This window comes from Pseudomonas fluorescens (assembly GCF_900215245.1).
Taxonomy (GTDB): domain Bacteria; phylum Pseudomonadota; class Gammaproteobacteria; order Pseudomonadales; family Pseudomonadaceae; genus Aquipseudomonas; species Aquipseudomonas fluorescens.
This window is the reverse complement of sequence record NZ_LT907842.1, coordinates 4558750-4578296: the sequence shown is the minus strand read 5'-3', so window position 1 is coordinate 4578296 and position 19547 is coordinate 4558750. Positions and strand designations below refer to the sequence as shown.

The following is a 19547-nucleotide window of genomic DNA, read 5'->3' as shown; positions in this document are numbered from 1 at the left end:
TACATCAGTCGCGGTAACCGAGCGACACCCGATCCAGCCTGCGCAGCAACGCCACTCGTGACTTCTGGTAAAGAGTCCTTTTCGGCTTCGGCGGTTTTTCCGAAGGAACGACGCGGGGATACTCGACGCCATTGTTCACCCCCTTGAGGAGTTACTGATGTCCATCCCGACCCACAACGTCCCCGCCTTCGGCCTCGGCACTTTCCGCCTGCAAGGCCAGGTGGTCATCGATTCCGTGCGCACCGGCCTGGAGCTGGGCTACCGCGCCATCGACACCGCGCAGATCTATGAGAACGAAGCCGATGTCGGCCACGCCATCGCCGCCAGTGGTGTACCGCGTGATGAGTTGTTCATCACCAGCAAGATCTGGGTGTCCCATTTTGCCGATGGCCTGCTGATTCCCAGCCTGCGCGAAAGCCTGAGCAAACTGAAGACCGACTACCTGGACCTGACGCTGATCCACTGGCCATCACCGGAGGAGCAAATCCCCGTTGCTGAATTCATGGGCCAATTGCTTGAAGCCAAGCGCCTGGGCCTGACCCGCCAGATCGGCGTTTCCAACTTCACCATTGACCTGATGAAGCAGGCCATTGCTGCGGTGGGCGCCGAGAACATCGCCACTAACCAGATCGAACTGCACCCCTATCTGCAAAACCAGCAGGTCGTGGATTTCGCCACCGCCCAAGGCATTCAGATCACGTCGTACATGACCCTGGCCTACGGTGAGGTGCTGAAAGACCCGGTGCTCCAGCACATCGCCGAACGCCATCAGGCGACACCTGCGCAAGTGACGTTGGCCTGGGCCATGCAGTTGGGCTATGCGGTCATTCCGTCGTCAACCAAACGCGCCAACCTGGAGAGCAACCTCAAGGCCCTGCAATTGACCTTGAGCGCTGCCGACATGGCGCAGATTGCCGGCCTGGAACGTGGCCACCGCTTGACCAGCCCCAAGGGCATTGCGCCGCGGTGGGATTAACCCCCGGCGATCGGCTTGCAGGATAACTCCCGCAGCCACGGCAACACCCGCAGGCCTGTGGCGGCCGCGGGTGGGTCGATGATGTCCATGAAATGTTCAAGGTTGATGGTGTCAGGTACTCCGGGCAGCCGTACCAGCACAGGCGGCATTGCGCCAGCGGGTTTGCCGGGGTCGAGGTGGTCGTAGAGCAACACATGGCGTACCTGCGGCTGCGGCACGCTGGCCTGCGCGGCAAGCCCCGCACTGATGATCAGGACGTCAAACGGTTCGGCCGGGACCGCGGTGAGAATCTGGACTTCTTCGTAGGTTTGCACCGGCACAATCCGGTGATACCCCAACTGATTGAGCATTTTTTCGATGTACAGCCTTTGCAGGTGCTGTTCATCGGCAATCAGGATGGTCAGTGCTTTGTTCGGCATGGCAAACCCCTGGGCTGGCAGTACGCGTCATTGCGAGCGGCTCATTTTCCAGACATATCCAGAAGACAAAATCAGCCATGTTCCCCCTTCACGTAGGAGTTCTCCCAAATCTACCGAATGACCGTAAATCGCAGTCATGGCTGCTTGCCGTAGTCACTCAGTCGTTTATGCAAATCACCCATTGCCTGGTCCAACGCTTCAATTGCAGCCCCCAGTGCGCTGCGCGCCTGTCGTTCACAGAGGCTTTCCAGGGTTTCACAACAGGTGATCAACGCTTGGGCCTTGACCATTCGCGCGCCGCCCTTGACCCGATGAGCAAGGTCGTGCAGCCCGCGAAAACTGACCTCGCGTTGCAGCAACGGGAGCCTCACGCGGTCTGCTTCCAGGCTGTCGAGCAACGCATTCAAAAGCTCCTTGAGCGCTACTTGATCGTCCCCCGTGACCACCCTTAACGCAGCCAAATCAAATACCCCGTCAACGCCGGGTACGCCTGGGCTCAGCGCGAGCGAGGCCAATGCCGAGCGTAAGTCCTCAAGCCCGGCAGGTTTGAATAAGCAACCATCCATGCCCGCCTGCCGACAACGCTCGGTTTCTTCCGGCTGTGCATTGGCGGTAAACCCCAGTAGCAAACACGGCTTCAAACCTTGCTCACGCTCTTGCGCACGAATCTCACGCGCCAAGGCATAGCCATCCTTGAGGGGCATGTTGCAATCGGTAATCACCACATCGGGGTGCTGGGTTTGCCAGCGTTCAAGCCCTTGAACGCCCTCTTCGGCAGTGACGATGCGGTGCCCCAGAAAACTCAGTTGCCGGGCCAGCAGCAAGCGGTTGGCCGGGTAGTCATCCACTACCAGGATGTCCAATACACGGGTAGCCAGCACGGCTGGGGCCGGTGCTGAAACCTCAGGCGGCAATGCCGCTGCCCTGGCAAGCGTCAACGACACATCCACCCGCGTACCCTGCCCGAGCACACTGCTCAACTGCAGCTTCCCCGCCATCATTTCGCACAAATTACGGCTGATCACCAGGCCCAATCCCGACCCGCTACGCGCCGATTGTTCGGTATTGCTGCCCTGGATAAACGGGTTGAACAGCCGTTGCTGGTCCTCGGCACTGATGCCAATACCGGTGTCTTCTACCCATAACCTGAGGCTCAGTTGGTCTGCATCGGGCGCCACGACTGTATGCGCGCCCAACCGCACCTGGCCATCGGCGGTGAACTTGATGGCATTGCTCAGCAGGTTGGACACCACCTGTTTGAACCGCAACGGGTCGATCAACACCGGGCAATCAATCAGCGGGTCAAGCTCGACTTGCAGCGCCAGGCCCTTGGCGCGCGCCAGCCCTTCGAACACCCGTGCCACCGACGTCAACAGCTCATGCGGGTTGGCCGATTCCAGGGCAAGAGACAGGTGGCCAGACTCGATCCGCGCAATGTCCAGAATATCGCCAATCAACTCCAGCATGCCGTGGGACGCAACCGAGGCGACGGCCAGGGCATCACGGTCGGCACGCCCCTGTTCGGCGTTGGCAAGCGCCAGCTCGATCATGCCAATCACGGCGTTCATGGGCGTGCGGATTTCGTGGCTCATGGTCGCCAGGAACGTGGTCTTGGCACGGTTGGCGGCATCGGCCTCCTCCTTGGCCTCCTGCAATTGGCCCAGGAGCCGCTGGCGCTCGCTCACATCCACCCAACCGGCAATCATGCCCACCACGTTTTCGTCGCCATCACGGTACGGCAGCATCCAGTGATAAATGGTCAACACCTTGCCATTGGGCAACCTGAGTACCCGATCATGAATCTGCGGCTCGCCGCGCTCCATCAGCCGCAGGTAGTCCTCATGGAAAGACTGGGCCTGCGGCGGATTGCCGGTGTCGGTTTCTGTCACGGTCTTGCCGATCACCGCTTCGAGCCTGAAGCCAAATACGTCCAGGAAAGCACTGTTGCAGGCCATCAGCCGCCCTTGGCGGTCACGCACGTAAATCGGGTGAGGCGTACCGTCGATCAGCACGCCCATAAAGCGCATCTGGTCGCTCAATGCCCGCTCGGCCTGGGCCCGTTTGCGTATCAGGCGGCGCAGGTAAATCGCCCATCCAAGGGTTACCAGCAGCAATACCGCCGCCACGCCAAACCCTTGGATAATCGCACTGCGATGGCGCAGCCAGTGGTCTTCGATGATCACATCGGACCGCCATGGGTTGCTCAACTCATCCATTTCCTGAGGGCTGATGCTCAGCAACGCCTTGTCCAATATCGAGTACAACTCCAACTCGCCACGGTTGACCCCAAACGTCATGCGTAAAGGATCAGAGCCGACCGTGCTGGTCACGCGCAAGCGGTCACGGTACTGAAAGGCAATGAGGTAACGCGCATAGATCAATGAATTGACCGCGCCATCGGCACTGCCGTTGGCCACCAGGGCCATCGCCTCCGTGGGGTTCCCGGCCTCCACAAAGTGGATACCGGGGTAGTCACGATTGATCACCTCACGCAGCGCGTTGCCGCTGGTCAACGCGAGACGTTTTCCGATCATGTCCTCCAGGGTCACCGTGCCGGGATAGTCGCTGCGGGTGACCAATACCAGTGGGTTGGTCAGGTAGGGCCGTGTAAAGCGCACCTGATCAGAGCCTTCGATGCTCGACGCCACCACCGCCATCATGTCCGCCCTGCCCTTACTGACGGCGTCAATTTGCTGGGGCATCGAACCGCCGGAGACCACGTCGAACTTCAAACCGGTGCGCAGGCTGATCCGGGATAAAACGTCGGCACTCAAGCCCTCCAATTGCCCCTGTGCGGTGAAGGATGCCAACGGCAGCATCTGGTCGGATGCGACCACGCGGACCCGCGGGTGTTTCTCCAGCCAGCGCTGTTCGCTCCGGCTCAAGTGCAGCCGTTCCGCGCCCAGAAAACCAAGGTTGCCAGCACTCCAACGGCGTAATATGTCCATCTGTTGGTTAGCCGGGATCGCCCTCAGCGCCGTATTGATGATACGCAGCAAGCGAGTGTTGTCGCGGGCCACGGCGAACGCGAAAGCGTTGGATTCCAGGGTGGAAAAATCCGCCATTTGCACATTGTTGAGGTGGTTACGGTTGATCTGGTAATTGGCGGTGATGGCGTCCCCGAGATAAACATCGGCACGGCCAAATGCCACGGCGCCGATGGCCTCGAAGATAGAGGGAAACAGTTCCACATGGGCCTTGGGATAATAAGCTTCGACGACATCGGGCGGCATGTAGTGATAGAGCATCGCCACGCGTTTGCCTGCCAGGTCGACACTCAGGGATTGGGTGTCTCCGGTACGGGTAACCAGGATCGGTTGATCATTGGCGTAGGAACGCGACAGGACCAACTGTGAGTCACCTGCTTCAAATCCGTTGGCCGAGCCAAGGAAATCAATGGCGCCCTGCTTGAGTGCCTCGATCACTTCATCGCGCGTATCGTAGCGCCGGACCTCAACGGTAATATTCAGCAGCTGTGCGAGTAACTTCGCATAGTCAGCCGTGACGCCTTCAAGCTCGTCGTTGTTATTGGTCAGTTCGAACGGCCCGTAATCGGGCGCGGAAACCCCCATCAACAGTGTTCGCCGCTCGCGCAACCAGTGCCAGTCGGCTTCCCCCAACACCACGGACGGGCCAGTACCGTCAACGTTGGAGTGCCCCAACAAGCGCAGGGTATGCGGCTCATCAAGGCCAACGGCCGTCAGCGGAAGCAGGCTCATCAATAGCAGGATGATGAACCCTCGAACCTGGGCACGGGTCATTTCAAATCAAATCAGATGATTGCGCTGGGCAAACTTGGCCATGTGCACCACGGACGACATGCGCAGCTTCTCCTTGAGCCTCGTCTTGTACGTACTGATGGTCTTGTGGCTCAGCAGCATTTGATTGGCAATTTCGTTATTGCCCAGCCCCAGCGCCAGCATCTGCAACACCGCCAGCTCGCGATCCGACAGCAACTGCACCAGCTCCAGTTCCGTAGCCTGCAAATCATCACGGCGTACCGAACTGCTCGGCAAACTGGGAAAGCAACTGTAGTTGGACATCACGGCCTTGATCGCTTTTTGCAGCTCGTCGAGTTCCCCGGTCTTGGCGACAAACCCCATCGCGCCAGCACGCATGCAACGCGAGGAAAAGAACTCCGGCAGGTACGACGTCAGCACCAGGATCTTGCACGGCAAGCCCAGCGCCTTGACTCGACTGATCACCTCCAGCCCACCCAGCTTCGGGATGGCCAGGTCAAGAATGATCAAGGCCGGGCGCCCCTCCCTGGCCTTCTGCACGGCATCGGCACCATTACCTGCCTCATCAATCTCGCTGAAGCCTTCCAGCGTCAGCAGATGGCGGACGGTTTTGCGGATAAACGGGTGATCGTCAACGATTAACGCTTTGCTCATAACACTCCCCTGAGAGGTAAGTAGACTTACACACCACACGGGACACAGGTACCTGTGAGAAATGACAGTGCCGACCAGCGGCGCGGTCCCCACTCAAGGACGATAGCCAGGCTATGCCTGGTCCCTTTCGATTGAAAACAGGCCGAACACGTACAGCCAAACCGCTGCCGCCGGCTAGTTACAAGGGCGCAACCTTAGCAACGAAACGACGTTTCAATCGAAGGGATAGTCCCAACCATATGTAGGAGTTTTCCTCGCAAAAGCCTTCACCACCCAACGCTTTTTCAGCCTTGTTACGCCTAGGCTAATCGGTGGTACTCGGGCTCCAGAAAGCCTGCACGACCAGGGTCGACGTGGAGATGCGCGCCACCAGCGCATCCAGTTCGTCGCCATCGACTGACGTGGCGGCAAGGGTGGCCTCGATTTCCACTTCTTCGCTGCCGAATGGGCGTACGTCGACGTCGCTGGCCGGGTAGTTGCAGCGCGCCAACTCGGCTTCCAGCAATACCATCACCGCCTGTTGCTGGCTGCGCCGTGCGATGACATACAGGATGTTGGTGACCTCGGCCGACACCACGTCCAATGGCTGACGGTTAATGTTATTGACGATTGGCCGCAGCAAGGTATTGGCCGCCAGTACAAACAGCGTGCCGAGCAGTGCTTCGAGGATCAGGTCGGCCCCCGCACACGCCCCTACCGCCGCCGAGGCCCAGAGCGTGGCGGCGGTGTTGAGCCCGCGCACATTGCCTTCCTCACGCATGATCACGCCGGCCCCCAGAAAGCCGATGCCCGAGACCACATACGCGACGACCCGCACCGCGCCTTCCGCACCGCCCAGGCGGTTGGCCATGTCGACGAAAATCGCTGCGCCCACCGCTACCAGCACGTTGGTGCGCAAGCCCGCCGTGCGCTGGCGGTACTGACGCTCAAAACCGATCAAGCCACCGAGGATAAACGCCGCGGTGAGGCTGACCAAGGTGTCGACCAGGGTGGTGAGGTTGATGTTGTTGATGGCTTGCATAAAAACTCTCCTTGAATGCAGCAGCAAGCTGATTGCACCGTTGGCCGCTGTGGGCGCTGGTTTGCCGACGCCCACAGCGGCCAACGGTGTGACGCAGTAAGGCTGTTTACTGCCAGCCGAACCTGCGGATATAGAAGCCCTTGACCGCCTGGGTCAGCGCCATGTACGCCAGCAAAATCACCGGCAGGAATACGAAGTACAACGACGGCAACGCCTGCAATTTGAAGTAGTGCGCCAGCGGCCCCATCGGCAGGAAAATCCCCACGGCCATGATCACCCCGGTCATCACCAGCAACGGCATCGCCGCGCGGCTTTGCAGGAACGGGATTTTCGGCGTGCGGATCATGTGCACAATCAGCGTCTGGGTCAGCAGCCCCACCACGAACCAGCCGGACTGGAACAGGGTCTGGTGGTCGGGCGTGTTGGCATCAAACACATACCACATGAGTGCAAACGTGGTGATGTCAAAGATCGAACTGATCGGACCGAAAAACAGCATGAACCGCCCCACTTCGCCCGGCTGCCAGCGCTGCGGCTTGGCGAGCATTTCGTCATCGACGTTATCGAACGGAATCGCGATCTGCGAAATGTCATACAGCAGGTTTTGCACCAGCAGGTGCATCGGCAGCATCGGCAGGAACGGAATAAACGCACTGGCCACCAGCACCGAGAACACATTGCCGAAATTGGAACTGGCGGTCATCTTGATGTACTTGAGCATATTGGCGAAGGTGCGGCGGCCTTCGAGCACGCCCTCCTCCAGGATCATCAGGCTCTTTTCCAACAGGATGATGTCAGCCGCTTCCTTGGCGATGTCCACGGCGCTGTCCACCGAAATACCGATATCCGCCGTGCGCAACGCCGGCGCGTCGTTGATACCGTCGCCCATAAACCCCACCACGTGCCCGTTGGCCTTGAGCAGGCGCACGATGCGCTCCTTGTGGCTCGGTGTCAGCTTGGCGAATACGTTGGTGGTTTCCACGGCCTTGGCCAGCTCGGCATCGCTCATGTCTTCAATAGCGTTACCCATCAGCAAGCCCTGCTGTTCCAGGCCCACTTCGCGGCAGATTTTGGCCGTCACCAGCTCGTTGTCACCGGTCAGCACTTTGACCGCCACACCATGGGCTTTCAGGGCCTTGAGTGCCGGCGCGGTGCTCTCCTTGGGTGGGTCGAGAAACGCGACATAGCCGATCAATGTCAGGTCTTTTTCATCCGCCAGGCTGTAGGTGTCGCGCCCCGCCGCCATCGGCTGTGCTGCCACTGCCACAACGCGCAGGCCTTCTTCGTTGAAGGCCGCCGTCACCTGGCGAATGCGCGCCAGCAACTCATCGGTCAGCGCTTCGTTGGTCTCGCCATGGCGCACGGTGTTGCACACCGACAGAATCTCTTCCACCGCACCCTTGCAGATCAACAGGTGCGGCTGGTCCTGCTCGGCCACCACCACCGACATGCGACGCCGGTTGAAGTCAAACGGAATCTCATCGACCTTCTGGAACGCCGTGCCAACTTGCAAGTCGCGGTGCACCTCAACGTGCTCGAGCACCGCCACATCCAGCAGGTTTTTCAGGCCGGTCTGGTAGTAGCTGTTGAGGTAGGCCATTTCCAGCACGTCATCAGACTCTTCGCCCCACACGTCCACATGGCGCGCCAGGAAAATCTTGTCCTGCGTCAGGGTGCCGGTCTTGTCGGTGCACAGCACGTCCATAGCGCCGAAGTTCTGGATCGCGTCCAGGCGCTTGACAATGACCTTCTTGCGCGACAGAAACACCGCGCCCTTGGCCAGCGTGGAGGTGACGATCATCGGCAGCATTTCAGGGGTCAGGCCCACGGCAATCGACAGCGCGAACAACAACGCCTCGGTCCAGTCGCCCTTGGTAAAGCCGTTGATGAACAGCACCAGCGGTGCCATCACGAACATGAAACGGATCAGCAACCAGCTGACTTTGTTGACGCCATGCTGGAACGAGGTGGTCGCACGGTCAGTGGCGGTCACGCGTTGCGCCAGCGCGCCGAAATAGGTGCTGTTGCCGGTGGCCAGCACAATCGCTGTCGCCGCACCGGACACCACGTTGGTGCCCATGAACAGGATATTTTCCAGGTCCAGCGGGTTACGCGCCTGGCTGTCGTGCTGGTGGACGAACTTCTCCACCGGCATCGATTCGCCGGTCATCGCCGCCTGGCTGACAAACAGGTCCTTGGCGCTGAGCACGCGGCAGTCGGCGGGAATCATGTCACCGGCCGACAGCACGATCAGATCACCCGGCACCAATTGTTTGATCGGCAGCTCAATACGTTTGGCCCTGTCGCGGCGCAACACCGTCGCGGTATTGCTGACCATGGCTTTCAAGGCGTCGGCGGCCTTGTTCGACTTGGCCTCCTGCCAGAAACGCAACAGGGTCGACAGCACCACCATGGAGAAAATCACCGTGGCCGCCTTGATGTCGTCGGTCAGCAAGGAGATCAGTGCGAGCAAGGTCAGCAGCAGGTTGAACGGGTTCTTGTAGCAGTGCCACAAGTGCACCTGCCACGGCAGCGGCTGCTCATGCTCGACCTCGTTGAGGCCGTACTGCACGCGCAAGGCGTCGGAGTCCTGAGTGCTCAACCCCTCGGTGTGGCTGCCCAATTTGCCGAGCAATTGCACAGCACTGCTATTGGCCGCGACCACCAGGGTTTGCGCCAGGGTCGGCGGTACTTCGCGGCTGACGTTGGCGTCGGTCACGGTCTCGAGCATCGCCAGGCGGCGAAAATGCCGGGCAATGTGCCGGGTCCGCAGGAAACCGGCGAAGAACTCTTTGAGCAGTGTGAGGTTCATGGTGTAACTCCTGCGCGAGGAAACCTTCGTGCAGGTACGACCGACTGCACTGCGCCCTTTTCAAAGGCACAGTCAGCCTGGCCCGCCGGCCATAAAAGGCAGGCGCGTCCGTAACCTCCTGATTGATATCAGGGGCTGGTCAGCGTCGATGAGAGGGGGTCGGGCAGGTGCCAGGACTGGCCGCTGCCGCAATGCCGCTTCTCGCTTGGTTGGCGAGACAACGGCATCGGAAGAATGCGCGTTACCTTGCCAAGTATGTGCCGGTTACCGAAACCGGCCGACGACTGTCACTCGAACAAGTACCCACTTAGGGTCTCCGCTATTGATGAAAACGCGCGGAGTTTACGCCCCGACTCCGGAGGAGTAAACCGTAGGAAAGTTTACCAACAGGGAATAGGAGGATTCTTCAGGGTGGGTTCAGGAAAGCATTCGGCGTCACAGCAGTGACGTGAGAAAACCGATCGCAACGAATGAATAGAAGGCGCCGCAAATCAGGCCGAACGATTTGCGCGTCCGGGTGAAAAACGGTTCCGCCGAGTGGGAGGAAAATACCAGGGCGTAGGCACAGAAAATCAGAAACCCCAACAGCGCACAGCCCGCCACCAGCACAAAACTGGTCCAGGCCGGCGCATTCGCGCTGAGCCCCACAGTGGTCACGGTGAACCAGGTCAAGGCCGCTTTGGGGTTGGTCAAGTGAATGCCCAGCCCCTGCAAATAGAAGCCGAGGTTTCGGGTCTGTTTTTCCCGCACCCGTGCCACCATCGTCGCGTTGTGGGCCAGTGCGCTACGGATCGACTTCCACGCGAGGAAGAACAGGTAGCACGCCCCCAGCACCTTCAGCCACAGCAGGATCTGGGTATTGGACATCAACAACGCCGAGACACCGGCAGCCGTCATCGCCCCCCAGCACAGCGACCCGGAAATCACCCCGGCCGCCAAGGCCAGGCCTGGCGTGCGTCCATAATTGAGGGAGGTATTGGCGATCGCCAGATTGCCAGGCCCAGGGCTGGCGGTGCCGATCACGTAGACGCCCAGTGCCGCCACGAAACTCGAAAACTCGAACATAGATGCTCTCTTACCCGTCGCGCCAACGCGCAGTGAACACTTCAAGCCACGAGCGGCTTGAAGTGACTTGCCCAAAAACTACTTGAAACACCGATGATCCGGCTCTTGGGCACGAATCTTCTCCATCCAGGGCTTGAGTTCCGATTGTTTGTACAACCGCTCCCCCCAGTTCTCCGGCGAAACCGGCAACGGCCGCCCTACCAGGATGTAGTCGGTCAGCAGATGAATAAACTGCTGCAAGCAATACGCGCCGACATGCAGGCGCAGGGACGATGCTGTCTCGGCCGGCGCCACATTGAAGCGCGCGACGTTGATGATCTGGCCACTGTCGACCGATGGCGCAAGGTGGTGGCACGTCGAGCCGTAGGTTTCATCGTTGTAGTAAATCGCGTAATGCTGACTGCCCAGCCCGCGATACTTGGGCGGCGCTGGGTGCAGGTTGATCGCGCCCTTGCGCGCATTTTTATAAATGCTCTGCGGGAAGATGAAGTCGCCACGGTAGGAGATGATCCAGTCGCCCTCCCAATTATCCAGGTGATAGGGGTAAGGATCGCCCGGGTCCCAACAAAACACCTCAAGGTTGGAGAATACGGTCTTGGCGAATTCCACCCCATGATCGCACCAGTCCATGGTGCACACCGACAGCAGGACTTTGTCCTTGCACGGCTCGATTGTCTGCATCTTCACTGCTCCATCTCTACGTAATTTGGGTGAACGCGCGATACATCACCTGACGGCTAATGAGCCACGGCCCGCACCACCGCACTGAACCGCTCAACCATTTGCGCCAGCTCGTCTTCACGGGTGATAAATGGCGGTGCAAACAGCACATGATTGCCTTGTACGCCCTGCACGGTGCCACTGCCGGGGTAGATCAGCAGGCCGCGCGCCAAGGCCTCTTGCTTGAGGGCTGCGGCATACGCGCCACCGCCCTTGAACGGCGCCTTGGTGGCGCGGTCTTGCACAAATTCAACACCGACAAACAGCCCTCGTCCGCGCACATCGCCGACGGTATCCAGGTCACTCAGGCTTTCCTTGAGCCAGCTGCGCAGTTGCTCGCCGCGCTGGCGCACCTGGGCCAACAGTTCGTCTCCAACGATGACCTGCTGCACCTCCAGGGCGATGGCACAGGCCAGCGGATGGTTGACATGGGTTTGGCCGTTGCCCAATACGCCCGAGCCCTGCGCCATCACCGAATGCACCTGCTCACTGATCAGCAGCGCTGAAATCGGCATGTAGCCGGCGGCGAGGCCTTTGCCCACGGCAACCATGTCCGGCACGATGCCGTCGTCGGCATACGCGAACAGCTGCCCGGTACGGCCCATCCCAGCCATCACCTCATCGAGAATCAACAGCACATCGTGGCGCTCGCAGACCGCCTTGATTTTGCGCAGGTAACCCGGCACCGGCGGAACAGCGCCGCTGGTCGAGCCCACCACCGTTTCAACGAAAAACGCCGCGACATTTTCGCTGCCCAAGGCGCGGATTTTCTGGTCCAGCTCTTCGGCCAGACGGGTCGCATACTGCTCTTCACTTTCGTCGTGCCGCTGATCGCGGTAGGCGTAGCACGGCGACACGAATTCGGCCGCCGGGAACAACTGGCCAAACACCGATTGACGCTGCGGGTTACCGGAAATGCTCAGGGTGCCCAGGGTGCTGCCGTGGTAGCTCTGGCGCCGCGAAATAAACACCGACTTATTCGGCAGCCCGCGTTCGCATTGGTACTGGTAGGCGATTTTCATCGCCAACTCCATCACCTCCGAGCCTCCCGACAAAAACTGCGCCCACGCCAGGCCGCCGCTGCCCGCCACCAGGTATTCCGCCAACGCTTCAGCGGGCGCCGTGGTGAAGCTGCCGGCATGGGCCCAGGCGAGTTTTTTCGCCTCCCGCTCGAACGCTGCAACGATGCGCGGGTGGGCATGGCCCAGGCTCGACACCGCGACACCGCCACAGGTGTCGAGGTAGCGTTTACCCGTCGCGTCCTCCAACCAGCACCCGGCGCCACCCACCGCAAGAATCGGTGAGGTATTGAGGTTTTTGTAAATCACCTTTGACATGGACACAGATCCTTAGGCCGATGGCGTTACGGTTGTTTGACGGCGTGATCCCAAGCGGACGGCGCCTGGTGGAAGCGACGGCCAAACCGTGAGGAATGCAGCACCGAACGCGTCAACCCGACGGGCAGAAGGACCACCATGAACACGATAAACGCGAGAAATCTCAGCATGGAAAAAGCTCCGAAAAGTTAGAGGTCACGATCAGTCCAGCGGGATTTCGTTGCGCCAGTCGACGCTGTCAACAAAGGCAGGCTGGCCCGGCCGCTCCAGTACGTAATGGCCCAGTACCAGAACGTCCATTTCCGTGCGCATAAAGCAGGCATACGCCTCCTCTGGCTTGCACACGATGGGCTCGCCGCGCACGTTGAACGAGGTATTGACCAGTACCGAACAGCCTGTGCGTTGCTTGAAACTGCGCAACAAGTAGGTGAACGGGGCGTTGTTTTCCTCGGTCACCGTTTGCACCCGCGCCGACAGGTCGACATGGGTCACTGCCGGCAATTGCGAGCGAACATTGTTGATGCTGCCCAAGCCACGCTCCGGGCCGCCCTCTTGCAACGATTGCGGGGTTTTGATGGCGTCCGACACCGGTGCGACCATCAGCATGTAGGGGCTTTTTTCGCAGATATCGAAATAGCTCCCGGCGTCCTCGGCCAGTACTGCCGGGGCAAACGGGCGGAACGACTCGCGGTACTTGATCTTCAGGTTCATCGTGCGTTGCATCTGCGGGTTGCGTGCATCGCCGAGAATCGAGCGCGCGCCCAGGGCACGGGGGCCGAACTCCATACGGCCCTGGAACCAGCCCACCACCGCGCCATCGGCCAGTCGGCTGGCGACCTGGTCATACAGCCCGTTGTCGTCGTAGCGAATGAAGGGGTATTGGTTTTCCAGCAGGAAGGCCGCGATTTCTTCATCGTCGAAGCCCGGCCCCAACAGGCTGCCGCTCATGGCGTCCGACTTGCTGCTTGCCAGGTGCGGGCGACCGCAACGCTTGACCGCATAATCCATCGCGGCCCCCAAGGCGCAACCGGCATCCCCGGCTGCCGGCTGGATCCAGATCGAGTCAAACCGCCCGGAGCGACTGAGCACGCCATTGGCCACGCAGTTCAATGCGACCCCGCCGGCCAGGCACAGATTGCGCTGGCCGGTCTGCTTGACGGCGGCCGTCGCCAACCCCAGGACCACCTCTTCGGTGACTTTTTGAATCGACGCCGCGAGGTCACATTCACGCTGCGATATCGGGCTTTCGGGTTGGCGGATCGGCCCGTCGAACAGCGCTTCGAAGGCCTCCCCTACCATGCGTTCACCGCGCAGGTACTCGAAGTACTTCATGTTCAACGTGAACGAACCGTCGGGGCGGATATTGATCAGCTCATCGCGAATCTTGTCGGCATAGATGGGTTGGCCATAAGGCGCCAACCCCATCAATTTGTACTCCCCGGAATCGACCTTGAAACCGCAGTAATAAGTCATCGCCGAATACAGCAGGCCGAGGGAATGCGGGTAGGAAATCGAGTTTTTCAGCTCAAGGCTGGAGCCCTGGCCTTGCCAGATCGTGGTCGAATGCCATTCGCCAATGCCGTCGATACACAGCACCGCGGCGTTCTCGAACGGTGAGGGATAGAACGCAGCCGCCGCATGCGAGCGGTGATGCCGCGACGCCTGGGTGCGCGGCGCCTTGCCCCGCCCCAGCGCCTCAAGCTGCTCATCGACGAACTTGAGCACGTTCCACTTCCAACGAATCCATTCCGGCATTGCATTGATAAATGTGCGGGCGCCGCCGATGCCGCCACTGGCGAAAGAGGACATCACCCGGGAGAATTTCTCCTGAGGGTCTTCGTAATAGACCACAGCCTCCAGCTCATCCAGGGTAATCCCCTCGGCATCCAGGCAGTACGCAATCGCCTGGGCCGGGAATGCCGGGTCGTGACGAACACGGGTGAAGCGCTCTTCCTGAGCGGCAGCCACGGGCACGCCGTCCTTGACCAGGGCGGCAGCACTGTCGTGGTAGAAGGCAGATATTCCTAAAACATACATAGCCATTTAAGTGTGCATCCTCATCACATCCTACCAATCCGTGGAGTTGCCTGTGCCCGTCGAGCGGTGAGCGGCACAGCAACTGTCTATGCGTTTTAAAACCATCCTTGAGCGAACGGCAGACTTTTTATGACCGGTATCAACGACACCACCAGCACCAGGCTCATGGCGATATTGAAGACCTTCAAATGCCGCGGCCGCGTTAGAAAGCGCCGCAGGTACTGCCCAAAAAACACCCACACCATCGAGCACGGTGTGCCGAACAAAAAGAACAACAGCGCAATCAGAAACACCTGCAGGGTGTAGCCGCCCAGGGGCGACGTGTAAGCCAACACCGCACCCACCGCCATGACCCAGGCTTTCGGGTTGACCCACTGAAACAATGCCGCGCCCGTGAACCCCAAGGGCTGGCGGGACGGGTCACCGAGGTCGGTGGTGGGCGAGCGCGCGATCTGATACGCGAGAAACAGCAGGTACACCGCCCCGATCACTTGCAACCCGTCATGCAGGCCTGGGTACTGCCGAAAAATCGCGCCGGCGCCCAGGCCGACCGCCACCACCATCAACGGAAAACCGATGTTGATCCCGGCCACATGGCGCAGGGTGCGGCCCATGCCGAAGTTGGCGCCCGAGGACATCAACATCACGTTGTTCGGCCCCGGCGTGACACAGGTGGCGATCACAAACAATGCCACCGCGTAGTAATCCAGAGCCTGCATCACTGCCCCCTTATCAACGGTAGTCTTCCAACGTGCCGCGTCGACGGATATCAACGGACACACAATGGAAGCCGCCGCTCAAACTGCGCGCATGCCGCATCTTCAGCGGCGCCACATCGATGCCATGGCGTTCCAGCGCACGAATCAACGGGACTTGCTGGTCGTTGATCACCGCCAACGCCGGGTTGACCATGATGAAGTTCATGCCCTGCCAGATGGATGCACGTGGGTAGGACCAGCAATAACCGGTGTCGACCATGTCGGGCGCCCAGATAATGTCCCAGTGCTTGAACACCTCCGGCACCTGGTCCTTGCCGATACGCTCAGGGTTCAATACCACCAACCCGGGCCGTACCAGGGTGATCGTGGTGTCCAGGTGCGTACCGTCGTAGAACCCACTGAGGGCGTGCACGCGGTATTGATCACCGAGCACGCGCTTGAGCCATTCGTAGCCCAGCCGATTGCCACTGCGCGACTCCAGATAAAGAATGTCGCGCCCCATACGCAGCACGTTGGCCGCATCGAAAATAGGCTCCTCATTGGCAATGATCGACCCTTCACGCGGGTTCACCCGGTAAGTGTTGTCCCCCAGTTGCGGCTTGGGGGCCGAGATCCAGTTGGCACCGCTGGCGAAATACGCTTGCAGGTGTTCACGGTAAGCGAAAGGTTCGAAGTAGCGGCTGCGCAAGGCCATCGGCGCTTCAATGATGGTCTTGCCGATCGGCAGCAAGACGTCCCGTGGGCAGTAGTTGTATTCACCGTCGGTCTTCCAGTCGGACGTCCCGAAGACCTCGGCGTGGTAGGACTTCTTGGGGCGGCGTACGGTAACGCCATGCCCGACCAGAAAGGCTGCGAACGCGTCGAGGTCTTCTTCGGCCTCTGCAACGACCTGCTCGGGATAGGGGCCCGACGGAATCTCATGCATGGCGTCGTGATGTTCACTGTAATCAAGCGCGAACAGGCCCTTGTCCGGCCGAGGCACGCGCGCGCCATGGGCGATACCCACGATCATTTCCTCGAGGGGGTCCCATTCGTTATGCACTTCTACCAAAGACATAGTTGCTCCTCGTGGGGGTTACTGATCGGTCGCGTGCGCCAACACTTCGCGAGTGATCGGCAGATGATGGAGATAGCCGTTTGAAGCCGTTGCCCGCTGCGTACGCGGTAACACCCGCCCTACCGATGACAGGCCCAGTCGACTCAATATCGAATCCCACTTGCCCGGCATCGGCGCGAGTGATTCATAGCCCACGCGCACGCGCTGCCATTGCTCGGCAACGGCTTGCGCCGTGGTCAATGCACGCATGTACGCGTCAATCGCATCAGCAGCCCAGGCCGAGTGCCCGGTGGAAACGTTGTCGATGGTGTTATGCAGGTCGACGAACGCGGTGCTGAAACCGTAGTGGCGCAGAAAACGTCGCGCAGAACGATAAGTACCGCCCACGCCGGATAACTCCATCGCCAGGTTCATGCCGAGAATTTCCGGCATAAAGGTCACCGGCAGCTTGCCCAGGCACAGCCAATACACCGGCAAACGAAACGACGCCTCGTCCAGGCGCGGGTCCTCGGCAAATTCACGGCTGCCGGTTGGCGCCAGCTCGAAATCCATCTCGCGCAAGCCGTCGCGGTAGATCTTCGGATGATTGAGCGCAGCGACACCGTTGCCCAGCTCATCCCAATACGTCTGAAACAAGCTGTAGCCGACATGGGAAGACGCCAACCCGACATCGGTAAACCCTTGCAGCCAGGCACCGTCGATCAGCGTCAAGGGCGCCAGCTGCAGGGTTGAATCAACGATTTCTTCACGACTCGGCATTTGCGCCGGGTCGCTGTTATCGAATTGCTGGCCGTGCTGGTCATGCTTGTCGAGCAACCAGGCGCGCAGCACATGGGTGCCCCAGTGTTCGGGCAGTTGGCGCCCGGAGGTGTTCAGCGAGCGCTGCGAACGCGCCAGCCAACGGGACACGTAGGCGTGAGCAAATTGCAGGGTGGAGGCCTCCAGCGCTCGCCCCTGCAAAACGAAATAGGCTTCGCGCAAACTCTGGGGCCAATGGCCGAGACTGGCCTCGGCGCCCACGGTTTGGCGGGCCTCAATGGCCACGTTATCGACCGGTTGGCGAGGCAGCTGCTGACTGCCGGCGAGCTGGGGTAAGGCGTCGATCCATTGGCGAATCACGCTCAAATCCGCGTCACTGAAGATGCGGAACATGCGCCCCGTCGGCGCTACGAGGCTGGTCACCAAGAGGCTTTTTTTCGCGTTGCCGGGGACGATCAAGCGGCTGCGGGACAACACATCCAGCAAGGGCGCCGGGTCGGTCTGGGCCTCCTCAAGCCAGAGCGCCAGGCTACGGCCTTCGATCAGGTAGTTCTGGTGATACACCGCGCCAACCCTGGCCAAGCGTTGCACCAGCTGCATCATGGCCTGCTGCGGGCACGTGGCGGTCAACGAAGCGTTGTACAGCCGGGCATTCCAGCGCTGCAACGCGCCGAATACCCAACTGGCGCCACGCATCAAGCGGGCCTGGCGGGCGTCACTTTGCAACGCCACTTGGCGCGCGACCCACTGGCTGATCTGGCGCAGCGAAGCCGGCTCCATGCCAGGGAATGACTCGCTCAGGTCCAGGCGCCGTACTTCCAGCGCCATACCGTCAAGGTGCCCCATCGCCGCCCAGCCCGGACATAACCCCACCGCCCGCAATGCCCAGTCGATACCGCACAGCTCATCACCAAATTCATCACTGCGCCGGCTCAGCGCCAACAGCAATGCAGGCAATTCAAATGCGTCGTCACTGAGGTCCGGCAACGTCGACAGTTGCGCAGGTGCCAGGGCATAAGCCGTCAGTTGCAACTGGCCCAGCAGCGCCTTGAAATGGTGGGCCCGTGACGCATTCGGGTAACCGACGCCCACGTCATGGGCGAACAATTGCATGATTCGTAGCTGCGCCGGGTCTTCGAAAACCCCGGGCGCACTCATGCCTTGAAGCCAGCAGCCGAGCACCGAGGCCATCGGCGCCGAATAAGTGGCCAGCGCCTGCGCAAAGCCAAGGGTGTTGTTGCGTTCAGCGGCCAGCGCCGCAGCGCTGGCGTATGCCGTTGCCTGAGACACTTGCCACTGATCGATCCGAGGCGACAGCAGCGCCAGCGGCGTTGGCTCGCCGCTGCCCAACAGACGGTTGAGGTACGCAGCCTCCAGAAAACATTCAGGGTCGAGCGCCAGGCGATACAACTCGCGCCAGCTACCCTCTTCCATCATGCGCGTTGAAACCGAGCCATCCATAGCCGATACCTTGTCCAATCAAACGTCAGAACATTGGATAAATAGAGGAGTCGGGTTTTTTCTTCTTTTTTCCAAACAGGCGCTGAAAAAACTTTTTGATCGATTTCATGAGCAAGTCCTTTTACCGAGTGACATCAAGAATAAGTTTCGAAACCAGGTCGTTGCCGAAGTCGGTGAAGTGAATACGGTCGACAAACTGCCAATCGTCCGGGCCCAGGGCCTCAGCCAGCAAAGGCGTGATATCGACAAAACCGACGCCCATGCCCTGTGCCCCGGCCCGCAAACGCTGGGCGTAGGCTTCACGCACTGAGGTCTGCAGGATGTCGCCGTACACGTCGGTGAAGTTTCCTGCCTGGTCGAGCTCGGCGAACAATTGCTGTTCTTCCGGGCTACCGGTTTCCCGTACCCAACCGGCCAGCGGTTGCAGGATGAACGTCAACTTCGCCCCCATGTCGGCGGCCAGGGCACGCCAGATATCCAGGTGCTGCAAGGTCAGGTTGGCGGCGTAGTCAATCTGCTCCTCCATCGACTGCGGCGCCGGGGGCTCGGGCTCAGGTTCCTGCGCCTTGCCAAACAGATTCGACAGGCTCCACGACGTGGACGCCGGCTCCGCAGGGGCCAATGCCTCGAAAAACTGATGGCAATTGAAGAACGCCCCATACTCGCCGCGATAATGTTCGGGCTGCCGAGCCAGGCCGAGGTTGTTGAAACCGGAAAACAGCACGATCTCGTCCACCTTCGGCAAACGATGCTTATTAAGGGTGAACAGG

At 60.2% G+C, this 19547-nt stretch carries 15 protein-coding genes; 1 reads left to right on the top strand and 14 read right to left on the bottom strand.

Features of this window, described 5'->3' with window-relative positions; translation table 11 throughout:
• The first annotated feature begins 157 nt into the window (after positions 1–157).
• Positions 158–976, top strand: coding sequence for a 2,5-didehydrogluconate reductase DkgB (gene dkgB / locus CPH89_RS21490; RefSeq protein ID WP_053255484.1), 819 nt, complete (start codon positions 158–160; stop codon positions 974–976).
• On the opposite strand, the gene CPH89_RS21485 is transcribed toward dkgB, so the two are convergent.
• From CPH89_RS21485 to CPH89_RS30645, 14 genes are all read right to left on the bottom strand, one after another.
• Positions 973–1395: an ANTAR domain-containing protein gene (locus CPH89_RS21485; protein ID WP_053255483.1), complete on the bottom strand. Its 423-nt coding sequence runs from the start codon at positions 1393–1395 to the stop codon at positions 973–975. The two genes, dkgB and CPH89_RS21485, sit on opposite strands and share 4 nt — an antisense overlap.
• Positions 1396–1529: 134 nt before the next feature.
• Positions 1530–5156 carry a transporter substrate-binding domain-containing protein gene (locus tag CPH89_RS21480; RefSeq protein ID WP_053255482.1) on the bottom strand — a complete coding sequence of 1209 codons (3627 nt, stop codon included), beginning with the start codon at positions 5154–5156 and terminating at the stop codon, positions 1530–1532.
• A 6-nt stretch (positions 5157–5162) separates the two neighbouring features.
• Positions 5163–5789, bottom strand: coding sequence for a response regulator transcription factor (locus CPH89_RS21475; protein WP_053255481.1), 627 nt, complete (start codon positions 5787–5789; stop codon positions 5163–5165).
• 304 nt (positions 5790–6093) lie between these two features.
• On the bottom strand, positions 6094–6810 hold the full coding sequence (locus CPH89_RS21470; protein WP_053255480.1) for an MgtC/SapB family protein: 717 nt from the start codon (positions 6808–6810) through the stop codon (positions 6094–6096).
• Positions 6811–6916: 106 nt separating this feature from the next.
• Positions 6917–9622 carry a magnesium-translocating P-type ATPase gene (mgtA, locus tag CPH89_RS21465; RefSeq protein ID WP_053255479.1) on the bottom strand — a complete coding sequence of 902 codons (2706 nt, stop codon included), beginning with the start codon at positions 9620–9622 and terminating at the stop codon, positions 6917–6919.
• 435 nt (positions 9623–10057) lie between these two features.
• The gene (locus tag CPH89_RS21460; RefSeq protein ID WP_053255478.1) at positions 10058–10687 is read right to left on the bottom strand and encodes a LysE family translocator; all 630 of its coding nucleotides are present in this window, start codon (positions 10685–10687) and stop codon (positions 10058–10060) included.
• 78 nt (positions 10688–10765) lie between these two features.
• Positions 10766–11368 carry a formyltransferase family protein gene (locus CPH89_RS21455; protein WP_053255477.1) on the bottom strand — a complete coding sequence of 201 codons (603 nt, stop codon included), beginning with the start codon at positions 11366–11368 and terminating at the stop codon, positions 10766–10768.
• Between the two features lie 56 nt (positions 11369–11424).
• Entirely contained in the window at positions 11425–12744 is a 1320-nt protein-coding gene (locus tag CPH89_RS21450; RefSeq protein WP_053255476.1) for an aspartate aminotransferase family protein, read from the bottom strand.
• A 26-nt stretch (positions 12745–12770) separates the two neighbouring features.
• Complete coding sequence (locus CPH89_RS30430) at positions 12771–12914, bottom strand: hypothetical protein (protein ID WP_167422755.1); 144 nt, start codon at positions 12912–12914, stop codon at positions 12771–12773.
• 31 nt (positions 12915–12945) lie between these two features.
• Complete coding sequence (locus CPH89_RS21445) at positions 12946–14787, bottom strand: carbamoyltransferase family protein (protein WP_053255475.1); 1842 nt, start codon at positions 14785–14787, stop codon at positions 12946–12948.
• A gap of 89 nt (positions 14788–14876) precedes the next feature.
• Positions 14877–15500: a LysE family translocator gene (locus CPH89_RS21440; protein WP_053255474.1), complete on the bottom strand. Its 624-nt coding sequence runs from the start codon at positions 15498–15500 to the stop codon at positions 14877–14879.
• A gap of 13 nt (positions 15501–15513) precedes the next feature.
• Positions 15514–16557, bottom strand: coding sequence for an inosamine-phosphate amidinotransferase 1 (locus CPH89_RS21435; RefSeq protein WP_053255473.1), 1044 nt, complete (start codon positions 16555–16557; stop codon positions 15514–15516).
• A gap of 18 nt (positions 16558–16575) precedes the next feature.
• Complete coding sequence (locus tag CPH89_RS21430) at positions 16576–18777, bottom strand: iron-containing redox enzyme family protein (RefSeq protein ID WP_053255472.1); 2202 nt, start codon at positions 18775–18777, stop codon at positions 16576–16578.
• A gap of 121 nt (positions 18778–18898) precedes the next feature.
• Positions 18899–19522 (bottom strand): SGNH/GDSL hydrolase family protein, encoded by a 624-nt coding sequence (locus CPH89_RS30645; RefSeq protein WP_232005397.1) that lies wholly within the window; start codon positions 19520–19522, stop codon positions 18899–18901.
• Positions 19523–19547: the final 25 nt, after the last annotated feature.